Raw genomic sequence first — 21,577 nt, forward strand, 5'->3', positions numbered from 1 at the left:
GTGGGGACGCGGGCGGCCGGGCCCGGCCGGTCCGTGCCCGGGGCCTCGGACGGCCGGGCCTCGGGAGGCCTCCGTCGCCGGACACGACTCGGGAGCCTCCGGTGGTGACTCCGGGAGTCTTCCGGTGGCGGAGAACGGGAGTCCTCCCGGTGGCCGGGCCCGGGAGCGCCCGGCGCGTGTCGGGGAGTGTCAGTGGTGACCCTTAGCCTCTGTGGTGTGACCGCTCGCATCACCGATCCCGAGCAGCTCAAGGAGCTCCTCGGGATCCCCTTCACCCCGGAGCAGACGGCCTGCATCACCGCGCCGCCCGCCCCGCAGGTCGTCGTGGCCGGAGCCGGGTCGGGGAAGACGACGGTGATGGCCGCCCGGGTGGTGTGGCTGGTCGGGACCGGGCAGGTCGCGCCCGAGCAGGTCCTCGGCCTCACCTTCACCAACAAGGCGGCGGGTGAGCTGGCCGAGCGCGTCCGCACCGCGCTCGTGCGGGCGGGGGTGACCGACCCCGACGTCATCGACCCCGACGATCCACCGGGCGAGCCGCGCATCTCCACGTACCACGCCTTCGCCGGCCAACTGCTCGCCGACCACGGTCTGCGCATAGGGCTCGAACCGACCGCGCGCCTCCTCGCCGACGCCACCCGCCATCAGCTCGCCGCCCGCGTGCTGCGCGAGGCACCGGGGCCGTACCCCTCCCTGACCCGCTCCTTCCCCACCCTGGTCGGCGATCTGCTCGCGCTCGACTCCGAGCTGTCCGAACATCTCGTACGGCCCGACCGGCTCGCCGCGTACGACTCCGGGCTGCTGCGCACGCTGGAAGGCGTCCGGCTCTCCAACGAACAGCTCCGGAAGATCCCCGACGCGGCCGCCGCCCGCCGGGAGCTGCTCGATCTGACCGTGCGCTACCGGGAGGCCAAGCGCGCCCGCGAACTGCTGGACTTCGGCGACCAGATCGCCCTCTCCGCCGAGCTGGCGCTCACCCGGCCCGAGGTCGGGACCATCCTGAGGGACGAGTTCCGGGTCGTGCTCCTCGACGAGTACCAGGACACCTCGGTCGCCCAGCGGCTGCTGCTGTCCGGGCTGTTCGGCCAGGGCACCGGCCATGCCGTGACCGCCGTCGGCGACCCCTGCCAGGCCATCTACGGCTGGCGCGGAGCCTCCGTCGCCAACCTCGACGACTTCCCGGAGCACTTCCCCCGCGCCGACGGCAGCCCCGCCACCCGGTTCTCCCTCAGCGAGAACCGCCGCAGCGGCGGCCGGCTGCTCCACCTCGCCAATGGGCTCGCCGCCCCGCTGCGCGCCCTGCACGAAGGCGTCGAGGCGCTGCGGCCCGCGCCCGGAGCCGAGCGCGACGGCTCGGTCAAGATCGCCCTGCTGCCCTCGCACGCCGAGGAGATCGCCTGGCTGGCCGACTCGATCGCCCATCTGGTCCGGACGGGGAAGGAGCCCGGCGAGATCGCCGTCCTGTGCCGTACGGCGGGCGACTTCCCCGAGATCCAGGGCGCCCTCGTCGCACGGGACGTCCCGGTCGAGGTCGTCGGACTCTCCGGGCTGCTCCATCTGCCCGAGGTCGCCGACCTGGTCGCGGTCTGCGAGGTCCTCCAGGACCCGGGGGCCAACGCCTCGCTCGTCCGGCTCCTCACCGGCCCGCGCTGGCGCATCGGCCCCCGGGACCTCGCCCTGCTCGGCCGCCGCGCCCGGCTCCTGGTCCACCGCGGAGCCCCCGGCTCCGACGATCCGGACGAGCGGCTGGCCGCCGCCGTCGAGGGCACCGATCCGTTCGAGGTCGTCTCCCTCGCCGACGCCCTGGACACCTTCCTCGAACCGGCCGGCCCCGACGACGGGCTGCCGTTCTCGGCCGACGCACGGGTCCGTTTCGCCCGTCTCGCCGCCGAACTGCGCGATCTGCGCCGTTCACTGGCCGATCCGCTGATGGACGTCCTGCACCGCGTGCTCGCCACGACCGGGCTGGAGGTCGAGCTGTCCGCGTCGCCGCACGCGCTGGCCGCCCGCCGCCGGGAGACCCTCGCCAATTTCCTGGACACGGCGGCCGGTTTCGCGGCGCTCGACGGGGAGACGAGCCTGCTGGCGTTCCTCGCCTTCCTGCGGACGGCCGCCCAGTACGAAAAGGGCCTGGACAACGCCCTGCCCGGCGGCGAGAACACGGTCAAAGTCCTCACCGCCCACAAGTCCAAGGGCCTGGAGTGGGACGTCGTCGCCGTTCCCGGCCTGACAGCCGCGCACTTCCCGAGCGACCGGCCGCGCGAGGCATGGACCTCCCACCCCCAGGTCCTCCCGCACGCCCTGCGCGGCGACGCGAGCACGCTCCCCGACCTCACATCCTTCGACGCCAAGGGCTTCAAGGCGTTCAAGGACGCCTTGAAGGACCATCAGCACACCGAGGAGCTGCGCCTCGGATACGTCACCTTCACCCGGCCGCGCTCCCTGCTGCTGGGCTCGGGCCACTGGTGGGGGCCGGCGCAGAAGCGCCGCCGTGGGCCGTCGGCGTTTCTGAAGGCCCTGTACGACCACTGCGCCGTGGGATTCGGGGACATCGAGGTCTGGGCGGACGAGCCGGACGCGGACGCGGAGAACCCGTTCCTGTCGGCGTCCGCCCCCGACCGCGCCTGGCCGCTGCCGCTGGACCCGGTATCCCTGGCCCGCCGCCGGGCCGCGGCGGACACCGTACTGGCGTATCTGAGGACGGCAACCGATCCGTTCGAGGGCGAGGGTACGGGCGGCGGGAGCGGCGGGGGGCGGGACGACGGGTCCGGTCTGTTTCCGGAAGGCTGGGACTCCGCGGGCGCGCCTCCCGACGACCCGGACGATCCGGCCGGCCCGGGCGCCGAGCCCGTTCCCGGCGACCTGGAAGAGGACCCGTTCCCGGAGGACCTCCACGACCCGAGCGCGGCGGGCAGCGAGCCGGGTGACCGGGGCGACCCCAGCGACCGGGGCGGGCGTGAGGTGCCGTACGAGGACGACGGGCACGGGACCGCCCCCAGCCCTGCCGACGCGCACGCCGGGCCGGGCGCCGCTGCCGTCCCCGACACGCCCGCCGGGCCGCGCGTCCCGTTCGGGCTGCCGCACCAGGCGGGGCCGCCAGCCACCGAGGCGCGGGCCGAGGACGTGTACGACGGTGAACTCACCCCCGAGGAGCGGCGCGCCGTCGCGTCCTGGGACCGCGATCTCGACGCCCTGGCCGGGGAACTGCGCCGCAGCCGGGCCACCGTGCGCGAGGTCGTCCTCCCGACCTCCCTCACCGCCTCCGAGCTGATGCGCCTCGCCGCCGACCCCGACGCCTATGCCAAGGAGCTGGCCCGGCCCATGCCCCGGCCCCCGCAGCCCGCGGCCCGCAGGGGCACCCGGTTCCACGCCTGGGTGGAGTCACGGTTCGAGGAACTGCCGCTCCCCATGCTCGGCCCCGACGAACTCCCCGGGAGCGACACCGTGACGGGCGCGGTGGAGATCGCGGACGAGAGGGATCTCGCCGCGCTCAAGGAGGCGTTCGAGCGCACACCGTACGCCCGCCGGGTGCCGTACCGGGTGGAGAGCCCGTTCCAGATCACCCTCGCGGGCCGGACGATCCGGGGCCGTATCGACGCCGTCTACCGCACCGCCGTGCCCGAGGGAGCCACCCCGGGTGACGGAGGAGACCTCGCCGTGACCGGGGGATCCACCGATGGAACGCCGGCCGACGGAACAGCCGGCGGAACGCTCGGCGGACCCGGCGCCGGAATCGCGGGCGGCGCTGCCCACACCTACGAGATCGTCGACTGGAAGACCGGCCGGGCCCTCACCGCCGACCCCCTCCAGCTCGCCGTCTACCGTCTCGCCTGGGCCGAGCAGCAGGGAGTCCCGCCGGAGTCGGTGGACGCCGCGTTCGTCTTCGTACGCACCGGAGAAGTCGTCCGCCCCTCGTACCTCCCGGACCGCCCGGCGCTGGAGCGGATCCTGCTGGGGGAGCCGGCGCCCGACGGGACGGATACGGCAGCGGAGGGCGCCACCCGGGCCCGTTAGGCTCATATGCATGAGCGACACCCCGGACAGCGCCGTCCGTACGTACATCGGACGGCACCGCGACGCCTTCCTCCGCGACCTCATGGAGTGGCTGCGCATCCCTTCCGTGTCCGCCCGGCCCGATCACGCGGCGGATGTCCGGCGCAGCGCCGACTGGCTCGCGGCCAAGCTGGCGGAGACCGGCTTTCCCGTCGCCGAGGTCTGGCCGACGGACGGTGCGCCCGCCGTCTTCGCCGAGTGGCCGTCCGGCGACCCGGAGGCGCCGACCGTCCTGGTCTACGGCCATCACGACGTGCAGCCCGCCGACCCCGGGGACGGCTGGCACACCGACCCGTTCGACCCGGTCCTCGTGGACGGCAGGCTCCACGCGCGGGGCGCGGCGGACGACAAGGGCCAGGTCTTCTTCCACACGCTGGGCGTCCGGGCCCATCTCGCCGCCACCGGCCGCACGTCCCCCGCCGTGCATCTCAAGCTGCTGGTCGAGGGGGAGGAGGAGTCCGGCTCGCCGCACTTCCGCGCCCTCGTCGAGGCCAACGCCGACCGCCTCGCCGCCGACGCCGTGATCGTGTCGGACACCGGGATGTGGTCCGAGACCACCCCCACTGTGTGCACCGGGATGCGGGGCCTCGTGGACTGCGAGATCGAGTTGTACGGCCCCGACCAGGACATTCACTCCGGTTCCTTCGGCGGCGCCGTGCCCAATCCGGCGACTGTCGCCGCCCGTCTCGTGGCCGCGCTGCACGACGAGGACGAACGCGTCACGATCCCCGGCTTCTACGACCGGATCGCCCTGCTCACCGAGGCCGAGCGGGAGCTCTTCGCCGAACTGCCCTTCGACGAGGCCGCCTGGCTGAAGACCGCCGCGTCCCACGCCACGCTCGGCGAGGCCGGATACTCCACCCTGGAGCGGATCTGGGCCCGTCCGACCGCCGAGCTGAACGGCATCGGCGGCGGCTATCAGGGTGCCGGCGGCAAGACGATCATCCCCTCCTCCGCCCTGCTGAAGCTCACCTTCCGGCTGGTCGCGGGCCAGGACCCGGACGCGATCGAGGTCGCCGTGAGCCGCTGGGTCGCCCGGCAGGTGCCCGACGGCATCCGCTACCGCGTCACGTTCGGCGCCTCGACCCGCCCCTGCCTCACCCCGCTGGACCACCCCGCCCTGCAGTCCGTCGTACGAGCGATGAGCCGTGCGTTCGACGGGCGGAAGATCCGTTTCACCCGCGAGGGCGGCTCCGGGCCGGCGGCCGACCTTCAGGATGTGCTGGCCGCGCCCGTACTCTTCCTGGGCATCTCCGTACCGTCCGACGGCTGGCACGCCCCCGACGAGAAGGTCGAAGTGGACCTGCTGCTCAAGGGCGTGGAGACGGCCGCGTATCTGTGGGGGGACCTCGCCTCCCTGCGCTGAACACGCCAGGTCCGCGAAGCGGCCGGTCCGACCGGCCGGCCCCTCGCGCACGACAGGCCCGCTGACACTCCGATCCGCCGAACGCCGACCCGATCCATCCGGGGGAGTTGCAAGTACGTGAGCACCCAACGCCATGACGGCGCAGGCCGACCCATCGGCCTCACCGTGCCGCCCATCAGCCTGACTTCCCCCAGCGGCATCGACCGCGAGGCCCACCACCGTCTCGACGAGGCATGGCTTGCCGCCGCGTGGAGCCATCCCACGACCAGGGTCTTCGTGGTCTCCGGCGGACAGGCGCTGATCGACGACACCCCCGACGGCCGTACCGAGCTGGTGATGACACCGGCGTTTGAAGCCCCCCTCACCGAGACCCACCGCTACTTCCTGGGCACCGACGAGGACGGCGTGCGCTATTTCGCGCTCCAGAAGGACGCGCTGCCCGGGCGGATCGACCAGTCCGCCCGCGCGGCGGGACTGCGCGAGGCGGGGCTGCTGCTCTCGCCGCGCGACGCCGGTCTGCTGGTGCACGCCGTCGCCCTGGAGAACTGGCAGCGGGCACACCGCTTCTGCTCCCGCTGCGGGGAGCGCACGGTGATAGCGGCAGCGGGCCATGTGCGCCGCTGCCAGGCGTGCGGGGCCGAGCACTATCCGCGTACTGATCCGGCCGTGATCATGCTCGTCACCGACGAGGACGACCGGGCGCTGCTCGGCCGCCAGCTGCACTGGCCCGAGGGCCGGTTCTCGACGCTCGCGGGCTTCGTCGAGCCCGGCGAGTCGGTCGAGCAGTCGGTGCGCCGCGAGGTCCGGGAGGAGGCGGGCGTCACGGTCGGCGACGTCGAGTACATCGCCAGCCAGCCCTGGCCCTTCCCGTCCAGTCTGATGCTCGGCTTCATGGCGCGGGCCGTCTCGTCCGAGATCACCGTCGACGGCGAGGAACTGCACGAGGCCCGCTGGTTCTCACGCGAGGACCTGCGCACGGCGTTCGAGTCGGGGGAGGTGCTGCCGCCGTACGGGATCTCGATCGCGGCCCGTCTGATCGAGCTGTGGTACGGCAAGCCGCTCCCGAGACCCGCCGGCCGCACCTGAGGCTCTCCCCGCCGCCGGAGCCGGCCGTCTTTCTGCCCCTCCCCGGCTCTTCGCCGCCGGAGCCGGACGGCGGCACGTTCCGGGCCCGACCGGCCCGAAACGTGCCGTGGCCCGCCCCACAGGGGCGGGCCACGGTGTGCGACAGGGCGGGTCAGGCGCTGAGGGCCTGCTTGACCTGGGCGAGGCTCGGGTTGGTCATCACGACCTCCGTGCCGCCGCCGAAGGGCACGATCTGTACCGTCGGCACGGTCTGATTGCCCCCGTTCGCCTTCTCGACGAAGGCCGCGGACTGCGGGTCCTGCTCGATGTTGATCTCGGTGTACGCGATGCCCTCGCGGTCCATCTGGCCCTTCAGCCGACGGCAGTAACCGCACCAGGTCGTGCTGTACATCGTCACAGTGCCCGACATCGTCTCTCGGCTCCTTCGCCTGCGTCTCACGTATCCCGCTCGGGGCGTGCCGTCGCACCCGTCAGGCGGGTGCGCGTACCAGCTAGAACGTACGTGACGTGGCCACCATTCCCGCACGTGGGACCGCCTCCGAACGCCCTCCGGACCCGGCCCGGTGCCGTGCGGGGTCGGCGCCGGGCGGCGCTCTCGTATTAGTACGACTGTTGCGGCCCGGCTGTGGACAACCGCCGCACCCGCCTCCGGGGACCTGGCAGCATGGCCGTGTGACAGCAGCAACGCACTCCTCTCTTTTCCCGCAGGTCCCCGAGTCGGCGGACGCGGTGCTCGACGGGCTCGACCCCGAGCAGCGCGAAGTGGCGACCGCCCTGCACGGTCCGGTGTGCGTGCTGGCGGGTGCCGGCACGGGCAAGACACGGGCGATCACCCACCGGATCGCCTACGGCGTCCGCGCGGGCATACTCCCGCCCGCCAGTGTGCTGGCCGTCACCTTCACCAACCGCGCCGCGGGCGAGATGCGCGGGCGCCTGCGGCAGCTCGGCGCGGGCGGGGTCCAGGCACGGACCTTCCACTCCGCCGCCCTGCGGCAGCTTCAGTACTTTTGGCCGAAAGTGGTCGGTGGTGATGTGCCCCGGCTGCTGGAGCGCAAGATCCAGCTGGTCGCCGAGTCGGCAGCCCGCTGCCGTATCCGGCTCGACCGCAATGAGCTGCGCGATGTGACCAGCGAGATCGAATGGGCGAAGGTCACGCAGACCGTGCCCGCCGACTATCCCGCCGCCGTCGCCAAATCCCTCCGCGACGCCCCGCGCGACACATCGGAAATCAGCCAGATCTACGCGATGTACGAGCAGCTCAAGCGTGATCGCGCGGTGATTGATTTCGAGGACGTCCTGCTGCTGACGGTCGGCATCCTCCAGGACCGCCAGGACATCGCCGACCAGATCCGCCGCCAGTACCAGCACTTCGTGGTCGACGAGTACCAGGACGTCAGCCCGCTCCAGCAGCGCCTGCTCGATCTGTGGCTCGGTGACCGGGAGAGCCTCTGCGTCGTCGGTGACGCCAGCCAGACGATCTACTCGTTCACCGGGGCCACCCCCGACCATCTGCTCAACTTCCGCACCCGCCACCCCTCGGCCGCCGTGATCAAGCTGGTCCGCGACTACCGCTCGACACCCCAGGTCGTCCACCTGGCCAACGGACTGCTCAACCAGGCCAGCGGCCGTGCCGCCGAGCACCGTCTCGAACTGATCTCCCAGCGCGACCCCGGTCCCGATCCCGCGTATCTGGAGTACGCCGACGAGCCGGCCGAGGCCGAGGGCACCGCGAGCCGGATCCGCGATCTGATCGCCACGGGTGTCCCGGCTGGCGAGATCGCCGTGCTCTACCGCATCAACGCCCAGTCGGAGGTCTACGAGCAGGCCCTCGCCGACGCCGGTGTCCCCTACCAGCTCCGCGGCGCGGAGCGCTTCTTCGAGCGCCAGGAGGTGCGCGAGGCCGGGGTCGCCCTGCGCGGGGCCGCCCGCGCCGGCGCCAACGACTCCCTCCTCGACGACGCCGGGGATCTGCCCTCCCAGGTGCGCGCGGTGCTCTCCACCAAGGGCTGGACCACCGAGCCGCCCGCCGGTTCCGGTGCCGTGCGCGACCGCTGGGAGTCGCTCGCCGCGCTGGTGCGCCTCGCGGAGGACTTCGTCCGGGTCAAACCCGAGGCGACCCTCGCCGATCTGGTGGCGGAGCTGGACGAGCGGGCCGCCGCCCAGCACGCCCCGACCGTCCAGGGCGTCACCCTCGCCTCCCTGCACGCGGCGAAGGGCCTGGAGTGGGACGCCGTGTTCCTCGTCGGCCTCACCGAGGGCATGATGCCGATCACCTACGCCAAGACCGACGAGCAGGTCGAGGAGGAGCGGCGGCTGCTCTATGTCGGCGTCACCCGCGCCCGGCTCCATCTCTCCCTGTCCTGGGCGCTGTCCCGCTCACCGGGCGGCCGTGCCTCCCGCCGCCCCACCCGCTTTCTGAACGGGCTGCGCCCCGGCTCACTCGCCCCGGGGGCCCGCACCCCCGGCGGGGCCGCCACGGCCGAGCGCGGCGGAGGACGGCGCAAGCGGCGCGGTCCCGCCCTGTGCCGGGTGTGCGGCCGGACGCTCACCGAGGCGGGCGAGATGAAACTGATGCGCTGCGAGGACTGCCCCTCCGACATGGACGAGGGACTGTACGAACGGCTTCGCGAATGGCGTTCCGACCAGGCGAAGCAGCTCGGCCAGCCCGCCTACTGCGTGTTCACCGACAAGACCCTGATGGCGATCGCGGAAGCGGTGCCCGGTGACGAGGGCGAGCTCACCATGATCTCCGGGGTGGGAGGTCGCAAGCTTGAGCGGTTCGGGGCCGATGTCCTCGCCATCTGCGCAGGCCAGGAGCCTTCGGGGACCGAGGAGGAGGACTGAGGCAAACTCGTCGGAAAAATAGTTTGCGCACGCCCCGACAATCCCCATAGGTTCTTAACCACGAGAACCGGCGCTTCTCCGAAGCCCGGTCTTCGTGTTGTACTTATCCGAATACGTGCGATCGGCCCAGGCCGGTCCTTGAGACGCCGAGAGGAGGCGAGCCCAGTGATCAGCAACAACACCAGCTTCATCAGCACCGAGAAAATGACCGATCGCTCGGTCGTCGTCTCCGCATGCTCGCTCGGCCTCTCCGCACCGCTCACCGTTGGCATCGAAGCCACTGGTGTGTCCGGCTCCGCCGGCGCCCCCGCGATCGCTCTGGCAGGACTCCCTGTTCTGTCGGCGGTGGAGCGGCGCAATGAGCGACCGAGCAAGGCACTGGAAGCAGGAGTAGCAGCGGCACAGGCCAAGGCCTATGCCTTTGCGGCAGCCAGTGCCGGCACCGACCAGCAGACGCAGCACCACGCCAAGTGGGCCTTCCGTGGGCTCGAACCCTGGAGTGATCCAGCCTGATGAGATCAGGCCGGCGCCTTCAGGGCCGCGGAACCCCACTCGGGATCCGCGGCCCTTCTGTTTTCCCCGGACAGGGAAACCAGAGCGAAGGGGCATCGGGACAGCAGCACTCGGTACCAGCCCCCCGGCCCGCCGGGGGACCGCCAACCGGCCACCAGCCGGACCGACCAGACGAGGAAGACACCACCGTGCAACTCGAAGCGCACGCCCCGTCCGTACCGCCTTCCGAGGCCATCTCCCCGCCCGCCCTCACGGAGGACTTCACCTTGACCCCGCTCACCGCGCTGACCGCGCTCGACGACGCCATCGAGAACCTCGGCGTACCCGTCCCCTGCCGTTCCTACGACCCGGAGGTCTTCTTCGCCGAGTCGCCGGCCGACGTCGAGTACGCCAAGGCCCTCTGCCGTACCTGCCCGCTGATGGCGGCCTGCCTCGCGGGCGCCAAGGAGCGGCGCGAGCCGTGGGGTGTCTGGGGCGGAGAGCTCTTCGTCCAGGGTGTGGTCGTCGCCCGCAAGCGGCCGCGTGGTCGCCCGCGCAAGAACCCGGTCTCGGCATGAACGCCATCGGGACCATCGACCGCCCCCACACGCACGATCCCCAGAAGCAGGACCTCATGCCGACTACCACAAGCGAGCCCTCCGGCTCCGCCACCCCAGACGTGACGATCACCGGCGCGAACGCCTCGCGTCAGAACAGGACCCGTGAAATGCAACTCATCCCAGAAGCCCTGGCCCGTGCGCATATGCACGAGCGCCTGCGGGAAGCCGAGGCGGAACGCCGGGCCGTACGCCTGGTCACCGCCCGGCGCATGCAGCGCCGCGCCGAGCGCGCCTCGATGCGCGCCCGCCGCGCGCTCGCCATGGCCGTCATGAACTGACGGCGGTATCGCGGCCCACGCCGTGAACCGACACCGACGCCATCAGCCGCCGACACCGGCGGAGAGCGTCACTCTCCCCGCGGGGGCCGGTCCGAACGGACCGGCCCCCGCGGTGCGTTGCCCCCGTACCGGGTCTCCCGCGCGTTATCGTCACGACGTGGACCAGCAGCAGACTCCCCGCCCGGGCAAGCCGGGCGACGAGAGCATCGTGTGTGCCCTGTGCCGGAAGACCGCCGAGGGACCACCGCCCACCTGGACCTGTTCCGTGGAGAACGGCTCCCGCCGCTACTTCTGCGACGACTGCGCGCGCGCCAACATCAGAGCGATCGAGAGCCGGCTCGACTCGTCCTGGTGGTGAACCGCTTCCCGGCCCGGCCGGGGGCTCACATCCGGTCCCCTGCCCGCCCCGACGGCGAGAAACCCCGGGCGCTGTGCTTCCCACCGCCGGTGCTTCACGCCGCCCGTGCTCAGGTCCTGTGCGCTACGCCTGCGCCTCGATGGCCGCGCAGTCGACGGAAGCCGCCGCGGTGTCCCCGGCGGCGCCGGAGGTTTCGGCGCCCTCGGCGGACTGGGCGGACTGGGCGGGCACGGGAAACGCGGTGCCGGTGGCCTCCTCCTCGTACTCCGGCAGGAAGCCGGGGAGCCACGCCTCCAGTTCGTCCCGCAGCCGCACCGTGGCGTTCAGCTGGCACAGCACCCCGATCGTGCTGAGCGTCACCCGGTGGATCAGCAGATACGAGGGCGGCAGATTGAGCTGCTTGCCCAGCTGGTGCGCGGGAGAGCGGATATCGGCGATCCGGGCCGCCTGGGTGCGCATCCAGCTTCTGGTGAAGGTGAACTCGTCCGCCTCGGCGGGCTCGATGATGGGCAGCAGATACTCCAGCACCGCGTCCGGGTCGAGCTCTATCTCCTCCTTGACGAAGCCCTCCTCGCGCAGCATCTCGTAGACCGTCTCGGCGTCGCCCTCCAAGGTCATCCGCAGACACTCGCCGATGGTCTCCGGCAGTCCGCCGGGCAGCCGGTCCACCGTGCCGAAGTCGAGCACACCGAGCCGCCAGCCCTGGCCGTCGCCCTCGGGCAGCAGCCGGAAGTTCCCCGGGTGGGGGTCCGCGTGGAGCAGCCCCGTGCGGGCCGGGCCGGAGAAGAGAAAGCGGGCCAGCAGCTGGCCCGCCCGGTCCCGCTGCTCGCGGGTGCCGCCGGAGATCACCTCGGCCAGCGGGATCCCGTCGATCCACTCGGTCACCAGCACCTGGTCGGACTGGTGCACCACGTCCGGCACCAGCACATCCGGGTCGTCGGCGAACTCCGCGGCGTGCTCCCGCTGGGCCGCCGCCTCCAGTTCGTAGTCCAGCTCCTCCGAGACCCGGTCGCGGAGTTCGGCGATCAGGGGCTTGATGTCCATCCCCGGAATCAGCGGCCCCAGGAGCCGGGCGAACCGGCTGAGCTGGGTCAGATCGGACAGCAGTGCCTCTCCCGCCCCCGGATACTGCACCTTCACCGCGACCTCGCGGCCGTCGTGCCACACCGCCCGGTGCACCTGTCCGATGGACGCCGCCGCCGACGGCCTGTCCTCGAACTCCAGGAACAGCTCCCGCCACTCCTCGCCCAGCCGCTCCGCCAGGACCCCGTGAACCGTACGCGTCGGCATCGGGGGAGCGGCGTCCTGGAGCTTGGTGAGGGCGGCACGGTAGGGCCCGGCGACGTCCTCGGGCAGCGCGGACTCGAAGACGGACATGGCCTGCCCGAATTTCATCGCACCGCCCTTCAGTTCACCGAGAACCTTGAAAAGCTGGTCCGCGGTGCGCTGTTGCAGCTCACGGGCAACGATTTCGGCGGACTTCCCGCCGATCCGCTTGCCCAGCCCCCAGGTGGCACGGCCGGCGAAACCCAGTGGCAGTGCGGCCAACTTGGCGGTCCGGGTGACCGCCTTCCGGGGAAGATCAGACATGCGCCCCTCCAATTCCCAGACAGCCGTGCCGCGTATGCCGGTCGGCAATGCTCGGTGACGCGGTTACCCGGCCATTGTCTCGTGTGCGGACCCGAAGCCCGAGGTGTCCTGCCCCTCACTTTTCCCGGACGCGCCGCATGGGCAGTCGGCATGGGGCGCGATCCGCTCCGATCTCCAGTCGAGCAGCGGCAGCGAAGTCTCCCAGCGCGCGCCCGTGCTCATCGGCAGTTCACCGTCGAGGAACGACAGCGCATGGGCCGCCGCCGAGCCCGCGACCGCGGTGGCGAGTGTGACATCGCAGGCGTGCACGGCGGCGCGGCGGCCTCCCGAACGCCACTGGGCCACAAGCCGGGGCCACCCCGGATCGCGCTCGGCCCGGCCCCGCTCCAGACATCCGGCGCAGGCCGTGCCGCCCGGCAGTACCAGCGGTCCCACCACACCCGTCGCTTCGACGACCCCCGCGTACAGATGAGGGGTGCCGGTGGCGATCCAGTCCACGGCACCCGCCGGATCGGGGGCATGGGCCGCGAGCCCGTCCCGGGGGCACACCACCACCAGTGACAGCCCCGGCGTCCCACCGCCGCGGCGGGCCCGCGCTCCGGTGACAACCACCCCGCCCGCACGACCCGCGCCACCGGTCCCGCCCGATTGTGGCGGCCGCAAGGGGGCCGAGCGGCGGACCAGCCGGCGGGCCGCCGCGTCCCGCCGCTCACCGACCGCTTCGGCCGGCAGTCCGCCGGGTGCCACATCCCACGCCTCCACGCACCCGCCGTCCAGTACCTCGACCTGTCCCACGCCGGACGCGGAGAGCAGCGCCGCCACCGTCGCGCCGACCCGGCCCGCGCCCCTGACCTGGACACGCGTGGTGCGCCTGGCCGCCAGCCGCCGTATCCCTCCGCCCGGTTCGGGATGGACCACGGACAGGGACGCGAGATCGGGGCGCAGCCGGTCGAGAGCGCCCGCCCTCGTCCGTAACGCGTCGGCGGCCGGGCCGCCCGCCTTCGGATCGTCGATCAGGCCCGCCGCCGCCAACCGCCGGACCAGGGCGTCCGTGTGGCCGTCCGGCAGACCCATCGCCCGGGCCTCCTCACGCAGCAGCGGCAGTCCGCGGGTCCCGTCGAGCATCTCCAGCAGGGCTCCGGTCGCCGTGTCCACCGGGCCGACCGTCACCGCGTGGGCCGGTGTCACCCCGAACTGAACGGTCTGCCGCTCGCGCCATGCCCGCCGCAGCGCGGGCTTCACCGTCGGGTGCATTCTCCGTTCCCCCGTTCTCTTCCCGTAGGAATGCGCACCGCTCGAACACGTGGCGTTCGAACACCGCGCTTGATCATGTACAGAAATGCGATCGTGTAAAGCCGGATCGAGTCGGCTGCCCGCCCCTGTCTCCGCTGGTCCGCCGCGTCGATCCGTTGTCAGAATGCCCGCGGGTGTCGAAGGATGTGGAAAGTTATCCACAGGCTTGGGGTATTAGTCGTTCAAATGGTGCAGCCAAAGAACGGATCGGACGAGATCCGTCCCGGAGGCGGTGCTTCCCCCGCTTTCAGCGGGTAACGTCAGGGCGTGTCCGTCGACCCTTCCCCTCGCGTCGCTGGGGAGACCCCGCCGCGCGGTGCGGGAAGCCAGCAGCGCGCTCCGGCAGGCCGCCCGCCCCGCGGATCGGGGACGAGCGCGGTCGAGGTCCGCAGGAGTGCGCGCCGCAGCAGGACGGTGTCCGCCTATCGCGAGGGCGACCGCACCATCGTCCTGATCCCCGCCCGGATGTCCGAGGCGGAGGAGCGGCGCTGGGTGACGGTGATGCTCGACAAGCTCGCGGCCCAGGAGAGCAGGCGCGTCCTCGGCGACAGCGAACTGACCCAGCGCGCGGAGCGCTTGTCCGAACAGTATTTCGACGGACGTGCGCGGCCCACATCTGTGAGATGGGTGACAAACCAGAACACCCGCTGGGGCTCGTGCACTCCCGCCGAGGGCAGCATCCGTCTGTCGCACCGCCTCCAGGGCATGCCCGAGTACGTCGTCGACTACGTGCTCGTGCACGAACTGGCCCATCTCCTGGTGCCCGGACACGGCGCGCGCTTCTGGCGGCTGCTGGAGGCGTACCCCCGTACGGAGCGGGCCCGTGGCTATCTCGAAGGCGTCGTCTCCGCCGACCGGCTGCCGCATCCGCCCACCCCCGGCGGGGAGTAGCGGGCGGGCGGTTCGCGGACAGGGGGCCGATCGGCACGGCCGTCGGCCGGGGCCGTCGTGCCGTGTCCGCGGCCGACCGGCCTGTACCGAATCTGTCCCGGCCGCTGTCCGACCTTGGCTCAATGCATGGCTCAGCCGTTAGCCTGACGCGACGCAATCATCATTCGGGATGGGGGACGGTCGTTACGTATGGCCAGGGAATTCCAACGCGGCCACAAGGCCAAGATCAGTGATCTCACTCCGGGAACGGATCTGTACGTAGGTGTCCAGATCGCGGCTCCCGGGCTGAGCTTCGACATCAGCTGCTTCGGACTCGACGCCAACGAGCAGCTGTCGGACGACCGGTACTTCATCTTCTTCAACCAGCCCAAGTCGCCCGAGGAGTCCGTCCAGCTGCTCGGCGCGCAGTCCGGCGACACCGAGTCCTTCCGCGTCACCCTCGACCGCATTCCGGCGAACATCCACAAGCTGTCCTTCACCGCCACCATCGACGGCGCCGGGCAGATGTCCCAGGTCGGCCCCGGGTACATCCGTATCGTCGCCGGTGGTGAGGAGGTTGTGCGCTACGCGTTCACCGGCGCGGAGTTCACCACCGAGCGCGCCGTGATGCTGGGCGACTTCTATCTGAAGGACGTGTGGCGGTTCGCCGCCATCGGCCAGGGATTCGACGGCGGACTGGACGCGCTGCTGAAGAACTTCGGCGGCGAAGTCGCCGAGGAGCAGCCGGACGCCCAGCAGCCGCAGGGCGCCGCACCGGGCTTCGCGCCGCCCGCCCAGGCCGCCGCGCCTCCCGCGTTCGGAGCACCGCCCGCGGCGCCGGCGCCCCAGGCGCCGCAGCCCGCGCCGTCGTTCGGGGCGCCCGCACAGCCCATGGCGCCCGCGGCGCACGCCCCGGCACCGCCGGCCCCCGCGCCGCCGCAGCCGAATCCGCAGATGTACGGGACACCGGCGCCCGCTGCCCCGATGCCCCCGCAGGGCACCGTGCCGCCGCCCGCGCCCGCCCCGTACGGACAGCCGCCCCAGCCCCAGCAGCCGCAGTTCGGCCAGGTCCCGGGACAGATGCCGGGCATGGCGCCGCCGCCTGGAGCACCCGCTCAGTTCGGCCAGCCGGCCCCGGCGCCGTACGGACAGCCCCAGGGAGTTCCGCAGGGCGTCCCGGCCACCGGCGCCGGTCTCCAGGCAGCCCTCCAGCCGTACAACGAGACCCCCACGGGCCAGCGCTGGACCCCGCAGAACCAGCAGCTCATGCGCGTCGACGTCGCCATGGGCGGCACCGGTGTCCTCGCCCGTCAGGGCAGCATGGTCATGTACCAGGGCAAAGTCGACTTCAGCCACAAGGGCGCGGGTTTTGTCGGCCGTAAAATCGGCAACGCCACCGGCCAGGAGATGCAGCTGATGCGCTGTACCGGCCGGGGCCAGATCTTCCTCGCCGAGGACGCCGCCCATCTGCATCCCATCGAGCTCCAGGGCGACGGCATCTGCGTCTCCGCGGAGAACGTCCTGGCGTTCGACGAGACCCTCCAGTACGAGGTCCGCCGCATCGAGGGGCACGGCATTCCCGGCGGCGCGCTGTTCACCATGCAGTTCCAGGGCACCGGCACCGTCGTCGTGAAGACGCACGGCACCCCGGTCGTCCTGCCGGTCACACCGACGACCTTCGCCGACTGCAACGCCGTCGTCGCCTGGTCGTCCGCGGCCCAGGTCGTCCTCGCCACCCAGGTCCGGCTGCGCCGCAACGCCTACCCCGGACACAGCGGGGAGACCGTGAACCTCCAGTTCCGGGGAGCTCCCGGCAACTTCGTCGTCGTTCAGCCCTACGAGGTCTGAGGGAGCCCGGACACATGAACCAGCAACTCGCGGGCTACGCCCCGACCCCCATGGCGGCCCGGATGGAGAACCACGGCCGCACCATGCTCAAGGTCGCCATGGCCTCCGGCCAGGACCTCTACGCACGCAGCGGCTCGATGGTCGCCTACGAAGGCTTCATCCAGTACGAGGCCGATCCGCCGGCCGCCCGCCAGGCCGCCGCCCAGTGGGTGACCGGTGAGGGCAGCCCGCTCATGAAGTGCTCCGGCGACGGACTGCTCTATCTCGCCGACTACGGCGCCGATGTCGTGGTCATCAACCTCAGCAACGACTCGATCTCCGTCAACGGCACCAATGTGCTCGCCTTCGACGCCCACCTCCAGTGGAGCGTCGAAAAGGTCAAGGGCATGGCCAAGCTCGCCGGACAGGGCCTGTGGAACGTGGAGATCGCGGGCACCGGCTGGATCGCCCTGACCTCTCGCGGAACGCCGATCGTCGTCGACTGCGGCCGGGGCCAGGACGAGACCTTTGTCGACCCTGACGCCCTGGTCGCCTGGTCGCCGCATCTGAAGGTGAAGGGCAAGCGCAGCTTCAAGGCGGGCGCCCTGCTCGGTCGCGGCAGCGGCGAGGCGTACCAGATGGCCTTCTCGGGCCAGGGCATCGTCGTCGTACAGCCGAGTGAGGACAGCACCGACCGCCTGCGGATCCGGGGCTGAGGGGGAGCGAGAACACACCATGCAGAGCCCACTTTTCACCTATGGGGAACAGCAGTCCCAGGAGCGGTACGCCATCCAGAACCCGCAGCTGCTGCGGGTCGCGCTCAACGGCAGCGACGACGTACTGGCCCGCAAGGGCGCGATGGTCGCCTTCCAGGGGCTGGTCGACTTCGACGGCGAGTACCAGTCGCCGAACCAGCGACGGCGGGGCCAGGTCACTGGTGAGAGCCTGGAACTGATGCGCTGTTCCGGACAGGGCACCGTCTATCTCGCCAACCTCGCGCAGTACATCCACATCGTGGATGTCGACAGGGACGGCATGACCGTCGACAGTTCCTTCGTCCTGGCGCTCGACTCGGGGCTGCACACCGAGATCCTCGCCGTGGACAGCGAGTACGGCATTTCCGGTTCCGGGAAGTACCAGCTCAACATCACCGGGCAGGGCAAGGTCGCGCTGATGACCTCGGGCCAGCCGCTGATGCTGTCGGTCACCCCGGAGAAGTACGTCAACGTCGACGCCGACGCCGTTGTGGCCTGGTCGACCCAGCTACGGGTGCAGATGCAGGCGCAGACCCAGTCGACGAGCATCACGAGACGGCGCGGCAACACCGGCGAGGGCTGGGAGCTCAGCTTCCTCGGCCAGGGCTTCGCGCTGGTGCAGCCCAGCGAGGTCATGCCGCCGCAGAACGCCCAGATCGGCGGCGGCCTGCGCGGTCAGTTCGGCGCGGACGGCCAGAACCGCAACAACGCCTGGAGCTGATCCTTCCGGAGCACGGGTAAGGGGCGTCCCTCCCGGGGGCGCCCCCTACCCGTAACCACTTTCCGAGCCGGAACCCGCCGCTAGAGCGACGCGCGGGCGCGCTCCAGTAGCCGTACGACCGACTCGTCGGCCACGTCCGGCACCTCGTCGTACGCGAACCAGCGCAGATCCAGGGACTCGGCGCTGATCCGCTCCACGGCACCGGCCGGGGCGAGCGCCGCGTACTGCACATCCAGATGCCAGTGGCAGGGCGCCGGAATCGCGTGCCGGTCCAGGCGCACCGGGCCGGGCGCTCCCGGCGGCAGCAGCGTCAGCCCCTCGATTCCGGACTCCTCCGTGGCCTCGCGCAGCGCGGCCGCCGCGAGCGTCGGGTCCCCCGGCTCGCAGTGACCACCCATTTGGAGCCACATGCCGAGCTTTTTGTGCAGCGTCAGCAGCACCCGGCCGCGCTCCGGGGCGATCACCAGGGCGCTCGCCGTGATGTGCCCGGCCTCGCACGCCTTCCATATGCCGTCCGGGTGCGTGTCCAGGTGCTCCAGATACCGCTGCCGCAGCTCTTCCTGGCCCTCGTAGCCCTTCAGTACGAGAGTGGCGTCGTCGTGCAGGCTCACCGGCCGGAGCCGCCCTTGCCGCCGTCCTCGTCGTCGTCACCCTGGGCGCCGCTGTCCCCGGACGCCCGGCCAGGCTCACCGGAGGCCGCCTCGCCGAGCATTTTGTCCAGCTCCGAGAAGTCGAGCTGCTCGCGGTGGACGAAGCCGTCCGGGTCGTCGAGGTCGGTGGCCGTCGGCAGCATGTCCGGGTGCTCCCACAGGGCGTCCCGCCCGTCCATGCCGCGCGCGTCGGTGAGCGAGGCCCACAGCCGGGAGGCGTCCCGCAGCCTGCGCGGACGCAGCTGGAGACCGATCAGGGTGGCGAAGGTCTGCTCGGCGGGGCCGCCGGAGGCGCGCCGCCTGCGCAGGGTCTCGCGCAGCGCTCCGGCCGAGGTCAGCCGGGTGGACGCGGCCTCGTGGACCACCGCGTCCACCCAGCCCTCGACCAGCGCGAGCGCCGTCTCCAGCCGGGCGAGAGCGGCCTTCTGCTGCGGGGTGTCCTCCGGCTGGAACATGCCCTGCTGGAGCGCTTCCTGAAGCTGCTCGGGGTGGGTGGGGTCGAACTGGCCGACCACGTCCTCCAGCTTGGTCGTGTCGACCTTGATGCCCCTGGCATATCCCTCGACCGCACCGAACAGATGCGACCGCAGCCACGGCACATGGGCGAAGAGCCGCTGATGGGCCGCCTCGCGCAGCGCCAGATACAGCCGCACCTCCTCCCGGGGGACACCGAGGTCCTTGCCGAGCACCGCCACGTTCAGCGGGAGGAGCGCCGCCTTGCCGGTCGGGCCGAGCGGCAGGCCGATGTCGGTCGAGCCGACCACCTCGCCCGCCAGCACTCCCATGGCCTGCCCGATCTGCTGGCCGAACATCGCACCGCCCATGGAGCGCATCATGCCGATCAGCGGGCCCGCCATGGCCTGCATCTCCTCGGGCAGCACACCGCCCATGGCCTGACCGACCCGCTCGGCGACCGGGTCCACCAGCTGCTTCCACGCGGGGAGGGTCCCTTCGACCCACTCGGCGCGGCTCCACGCCACCGCGGTGCTCGCGCCGGACGGGAGCGAGGTCACCCCGTCCAGCCAGACGTCGGCGAGCCGCAGGGCCTCCTCGACGGCCGTACGGTCGGTGGGGCTCACGCTCTCGTCCTTGGTGCCGTCCGCCGTGCCCTGGGAGACGGTCTGGCGGGCGATCTGCTTGGCCATGTCCCAGTTCACCGGGCCGCCCTCGTAGCTCAGCATCTGGCCGAGCTGCTGGAAGGCGGCGCCCAGGTCATTGGGGTTCAGGGAACCGAACATGGCGGCGAAGGGATTGTCCCCGCCGCCGTCCCCCGGGCCGAAGCCGAAGGGGTTCTGCGGGGAGGAGCCGCCGGCGCCGTGGCCACCGCCGGCGGGATCCTTCTTCTTGCCCTCGTCGCCGTGCTCCGGCTCCTCCGGCGGAAGGCCGAATCCGAATGGGGTGTCACTCACGGGGTTCCTCGGCTCGTAGGGCCGCCGACTCCTGGCCGACGGCGAATGCCCTGACAACACCACCCAGCGTAGACATCCCGGCCCGCATATGGGCTCGGTGCTCCGTCGGCTCGTGGCCTGCGGCAGGATGGACGCCACCTGGTCCGTACGCGTCATTCGCTTACGTACTGAAGACAACCGCTGGAGACGCCCGGTGAGTTCCCCAGATCCGCAGGTTCGCGGAGCGCGAAACCGCTCAACCCCGACCCCCGGCGAAGGGCCCGCAGGACGCGGACCCGTCGTCGCGGTCACCGGTGCCGCCACGGGCGTCGGCGAACTGCTGACCCGGCGGCTGGCCGCGTCGGAGGAGGTCAGGCAGGTCGTCGCGATCGACGAGCGCCGCGGCGAGATCGCCGACGCGCAGTGGCACATCCTCGATGTACGGGATCCGGCCATCGCGGAGAAGCTCCGCGGAGCGGACGTGGTCGTGCACCTGGCGCTCGATCTCGACCTGGAAACGGATGCGGCCGCCCGTACCGCGTACAACGTACGCGGTACCCAGACCGTGCTGACGGCCGCCGCGGCGGCCCAGGTGCCCCGGGTCGTCCTGTGCACCTCGGCCATGGTCTACGGGGCGCTGCCCGACAATGACATCCCTCTCTCCGAGGACGCGGAGCTCAGGGCCACCGCCGAGGCCACCGGTGTCGGCGACCTCCTGGAGATCGAGCGGCTCGGCCGCCGCGCCCCCCGGGCGCACCCGGGTCTCAACGTCACGGTGGTGAGGCCGGCCGTCCTGGTGGGCGGTACCGACACCGCGCTCACCCGCTACTTCGAGTCGCCGCGGCTGCTGGTGGTCGCCGGATCGCGTCCCACCTGGCAGTTCTGCCATGTCGACGACCTGGTGAGCGCCCTGGAGTACGCGGCGCTGGAGAAGGTCGAGGGCGAGCTGGCCGTCGGCTGCGACGGCTGGCTGGAGCAGGAGGAGATCGAGGAGCTGAGCGGCATCCGGCGGATGGAGCTGCCCTCGGCGGTCGCCCTCGGCGCCGCGGCCCGCCTCCACCGGATCGGCCTCACGCCGTCCCCGGCGGGAGACCTCGCGTACACGATGCACCCCTGGGTGGTGAGTGTGAGCCGTCTCCACGACGCGGGCTGGCGTCCGCAGTGGACCAACGAGGAGGTCCTGGCCGCTCTGCTCGAAGAGGTGGAAGGCCGCCACACGGTCGTGGGCCGCCGTCTGGGGCGCAAGGACGCCACCGCGGCGGGCGCGGCGGGCGCGACGGTCGCCCTGCTCGGTACGGCGGCGCTGGTGCGCCGGGCCCGCAAGGCGCGCCGCAGGCTGTAGCGGTCTCCGGGCGGGGTCGTGCAGGGCCGGCGGATCGGGCCGTTTCC

Annotated in this window: 18 protein-coding genes; 13 read left to right on the plus strand and 5 right to left on the minus strand. The window is 71.8% G+C overall.

Annotated elements, in window-relative coordinates; translation table 11 throughout:
- Window positions 1–216 precede the first annotated feature (216 nt).
- The 3 genes from ACFYT4_RS27635 to nudC all read left to right on the plus strand — a co-directional run bounded on the left by ACFYT4_RS27635 (window position 217) and on the right by nudC (window position 6,502).
- Window positions 217–4,011: a UvrD-helicase domain-containing protein gene (locus tag ACFYT4_RS27635; protein WP_389274554.1), complete on the plus strand. Its 3,795-nt coding sequence runs from the start codon at window positions 217–219 to the stop codon at window positions 4,009–4,011.
- 10 nt (window positions 4,012–4,021) lie between these two features.
- On the plus strand, window positions 4,022–5,416 hold the full coding sequence (locus tag ACFYT4_RS27640; protein WP_389274557.1) for a dipeptidase: 1,395 nt from the start codon (window positions 4,022–4,024) through the stop codon (window positions 5,414–5,416).
- 153 nt (window positions 5,417–5,569) lie between these two features.
- On the plus strand, window positions 5,570–6,502 hold the full coding sequence (nudC, locus tag ACFYT4_RS27645; RefSeq protein ID WP_389274709.1) for an NAD(+) diphosphatase: 933 nt from the start codon (window positions 5,570–5,572) through the stop codon (window positions 6,500–6,502).
- A gap of 151 nt (window positions 6,503–6,653) precedes the next feature.
- Here the strand turns inward: nudC and ACFYT4_RS27650 are convergent, their stop codons facing one another.
- Window positions 6,654–6,911, minus strand: a complete 258-nt coding sequence (locus ACFYT4_RS27650; protein WP_389274560.1) for a mycoredoxin — start codon at window positions 6,909–6,911, stop codon at window positions 6,654–6,656.
- A gap of 263 nt (window positions 6,912–7,174) precedes the next feature.
- Between ACFYT4_RS27650 and ACFYT4_RS27655 the strand changes: the two genes are divergently transcribed.
- The 5 genes from ACFYT4_RS27655 (at window position 7,175) to ACFYT4_RS27675 (ending at window position 11,094) form a co-directional block, all read left to right on the plus strand.
- Complete coding sequence (locus tag ACFYT4_RS27655; protein WP_389274563.1) at window positions 7,175–9,346, plus strand: ATP-dependent DNA helicase UvrD2; 2,172 nt, start codon at window positions 7,175–7,177, stop codon at window positions 9,344–9,346.
- A 165-nt stretch (window positions 9,347–9,511) separates the two neighbouring features.
- Window positions 9,512–9,859, plus strand: a complete 348-nt coding sequence (locus ACFYT4_RS27660; protein ID WP_389274566.1) for a hypothetical protein — start codon at window positions 9,512–9,514, stop codon at window positions 9,857–9,859.
- A gap of 188 nt (window positions 9,860–10,047) precedes the next feature.
- On the plus strand, window positions 10,048–10,416 hold the full coding sequence (locus tag ACFYT4_RS27665) for a WhiB family transcriptional regulator (protein ID WP_389274569.1): 369 nt from the start codon (window positions 10,048–10,050) through the stop codon (window positions 10,414–10,416).
- Window positions 10,413–10,736 (plus strand): hypothetical protein, encoded by a 324-nt coding sequence (locus ACFYT4_RS27670; RefSeq protein ID WP_389274572.1) that lies wholly within the window; start codon window positions 10,413–10,415, stop codon window positions 10,734–10,736. Before ACFYT4_RS27665 ends, ACFYT4_RS27670 begins: the two co-directional genes overlap by 4 nt.
- 157 nt (window positions 10,737–10,893) lie before the next feature.
- Window positions 10,894–11,094 carry a hypothetical protein gene (locus ACFYT4_RS27675; protein WP_389274575.1) on the plus strand — a complete coding sequence of 67 codons (201 nt, stop codon included), beginning with the start codon at window positions 10,894–10,896 and terminating at the stop codon, window positions 11,092–11,094.
- 123 nt (window positions 11,095–11,217) lie between these two features.
- On the opposite strand, the gene ACFYT4_RS27680 is transcribed toward ACFYT4_RS27675, so the two are convergent.
- Window positions 11,218–12,684, minus strand: coding sequence for an ABC1 kinase family protein (locus ACFYT4_RS27680; RefSeq protein WP_389274578.1), 1,467 nt, complete (start codon window positions 12,682–12,684; stop codon window positions 11,218–11,220).
- A 63-nt stretch (window positions 12,685–12,747) separates the two neighbouring features.
- The gene (locus ACFYT4_RS27685; RefSeq protein WP_389274581.1) at window positions 12,748–13,938 is read right to left on the minus strand and encodes a ThiF family adenylyltransferase; all 1,191 of its coding nucleotides are present in this window, start codon (window positions 13,936–13,938) and stop codon (window positions 12,748–12,750) included.
- A gap of 306 nt (window positions 13,939–14,244) precedes the next feature.
- Between ACFYT4_RS27685 and ACFYT4_RS27690 the strand changes: the two genes are divergently transcribed.
- The 4 genes from ACFYT4_RS27690 (at window position 14,245) to ACFYT4_RS27705 (ending at window position 18,150) form a co-directional block, all read left to right on the plus strand.
- A complete protein-coding gene (locus ACFYT4_RS27690) occupies window positions 14,245–14,868 on the plus strand; it encodes a M48 family metallopeptidase (RefSeq protein WP_389274584.1) in 624 nt (207 codons plus the stop codon).
- A gap of 189 nt (window positions 14,869–15,057) precedes the next feature.
- Entirely contained in the window at window positions 15,058–16,695 is a 1,638-nt protein-coding gene (locus tag ACFYT4_RS27695; RefSeq protein ID WP_389274587.1) for a TerD family protein, read from the plus strand.
- Between the two features lie 14 nt (window positions 16,696–16,709).
- Window positions 16,710–17,390 carry an AIM24 family protein gene (locus ACFYT4_RS27700; RefSeq protein WP_389274590.1) on the plus strand — a complete coding sequence of 227 codons (681 nt, stop codon included), beginning with the start codon at window positions 16,710–16,712 and terminating at the stop codon, window positions 17,388–17,390.
- 19 nt (window positions 17,391–17,409) lie between these two features.
- Window positions 17,410–18,150, plus strand: a complete 741-nt coding sequence (locus ACFYT4_RS27705) for an AIM24 family protein (RefSeq protein WP_389274593.1) — start codon at window positions 17,410–17,412, stop codon at window positions 18,148–18,150.
- Window positions 18,151–18,230: 80 nt separating this feature from the next.
- Here ACFYT4_RS27705 and ACFYT4_RS27710 read toward each other — a convergent pair whose 3' ends face one another.
- Complete coding sequence (locus ACFYT4_RS27710) at window positions 18,231–18,761, minus strand: NUDIX hydrolase (protein WP_389274596.1); 531 nt, start codon at window positions 18,759–18,761, stop codon at window positions 18,231–18,233.
- Window positions 18,758–20,209 (minus strand): zinc-dependent metalloprotease, encoded by a 1,452-nt coding sequence (locus tag ACFYT4_RS27715; protein ID WP_389274599.1) that lies wholly within the window; start codon window positions 20,207–20,209, stop codon window positions 18,758–18,760. Before ACFYT4_RS27715 ends, ACFYT4_RS27710 begins: the two co-directional genes overlap by 4 nt.
- 193 nt (window positions 20,210–20,402) lie before the next feature.
- Here ACFYT4_RS27715 and ACFYT4_RS27720 point away from each other — a divergent pair, with 193 nt between their 5' ends.
- Complete coding sequence (locus ACFYT4_RS27720) at window positions 20,403–21,530, plus strand: SDR family oxidoreductase (protein ID WP_389274602.1); 1,128 nt, start codon at window positions 20,403–20,405, stop codon at window positions 21,528–21,530.
- Window positions 21,531–21,577 lie beyond the last annotated feature (47 nt).

Origin of the sequence: Streptomyces sp. NPDC004609, assembly GCF_042873655.1 — a bacterium.
Taxonomy (GTDB): Bacteria; Actinomycetota; Actinomycetes; order Streptomycetales; family Streptomycetaceae; genus Streptomyces.

Excerpts from the sequence above, each read along its gene's own strand:
- ACFYT4_RS27670 (WP_389274572.1), top strand. The coding sequence starts at position 10,413 with ATGAACGCCATCGGGACCATCGACCGCCCCCACACGCACGATCCCCAG.
- ACFYT4_RS27685 (WP_389274581.1), bottom strand. The coding sequence starts at position 13,938 with ATGCACCCGACGGTGAAGCCCGCGCTGCGGCGGGCATGGCGCGAGCGG.
- ACFYT4_RS27680 (WP_389274578.1), bottom strand. The coding sequence starts at position 12,684 with ATGTCTGATCTTCCCCGGAAGGCGGTCACCCGGACCGCCAAGTTGGCC.
- ACFYT4_RS27705 (WP_389274593.1), top strand. The coding sequence starts at position 17,410 with ATGCAGAGCCCACTTTTCACCTATGGGGAACAGCAGTCCCAGGAGCGG.
- ACFYT4_RS27640 (WP_389274557.1), top strand. The coding sequence starts at position 4,022 with ATGAGCGACACCCCGGACAGCGCCGTCCGTACGTACATCGGACGGCAC.
- ACFYT4_RS27695 (WP_389274587.1), top strand. The coding sequence starts at position 15,058 with ATGGCCAGGGAATTCCAACGCGGCCACAAGGCCAAGATCAGTGATCTC.
- ACFYT4_RS27700 (WP_389274590.1), top strand. The coding sequence starts at position 16,710 with ATGAACCAGCAACTCGCGGGCTACGCCCCGACCCCCATGGCGGCCCGG.
- ACFYT4_RS27650 (WP_389274560.1), bottom strand. The coding sequence starts at position 6,911 with ATGTCGGGCACTGTGACGATGTACAGCACGACCTGGTGCGGTTACTGC.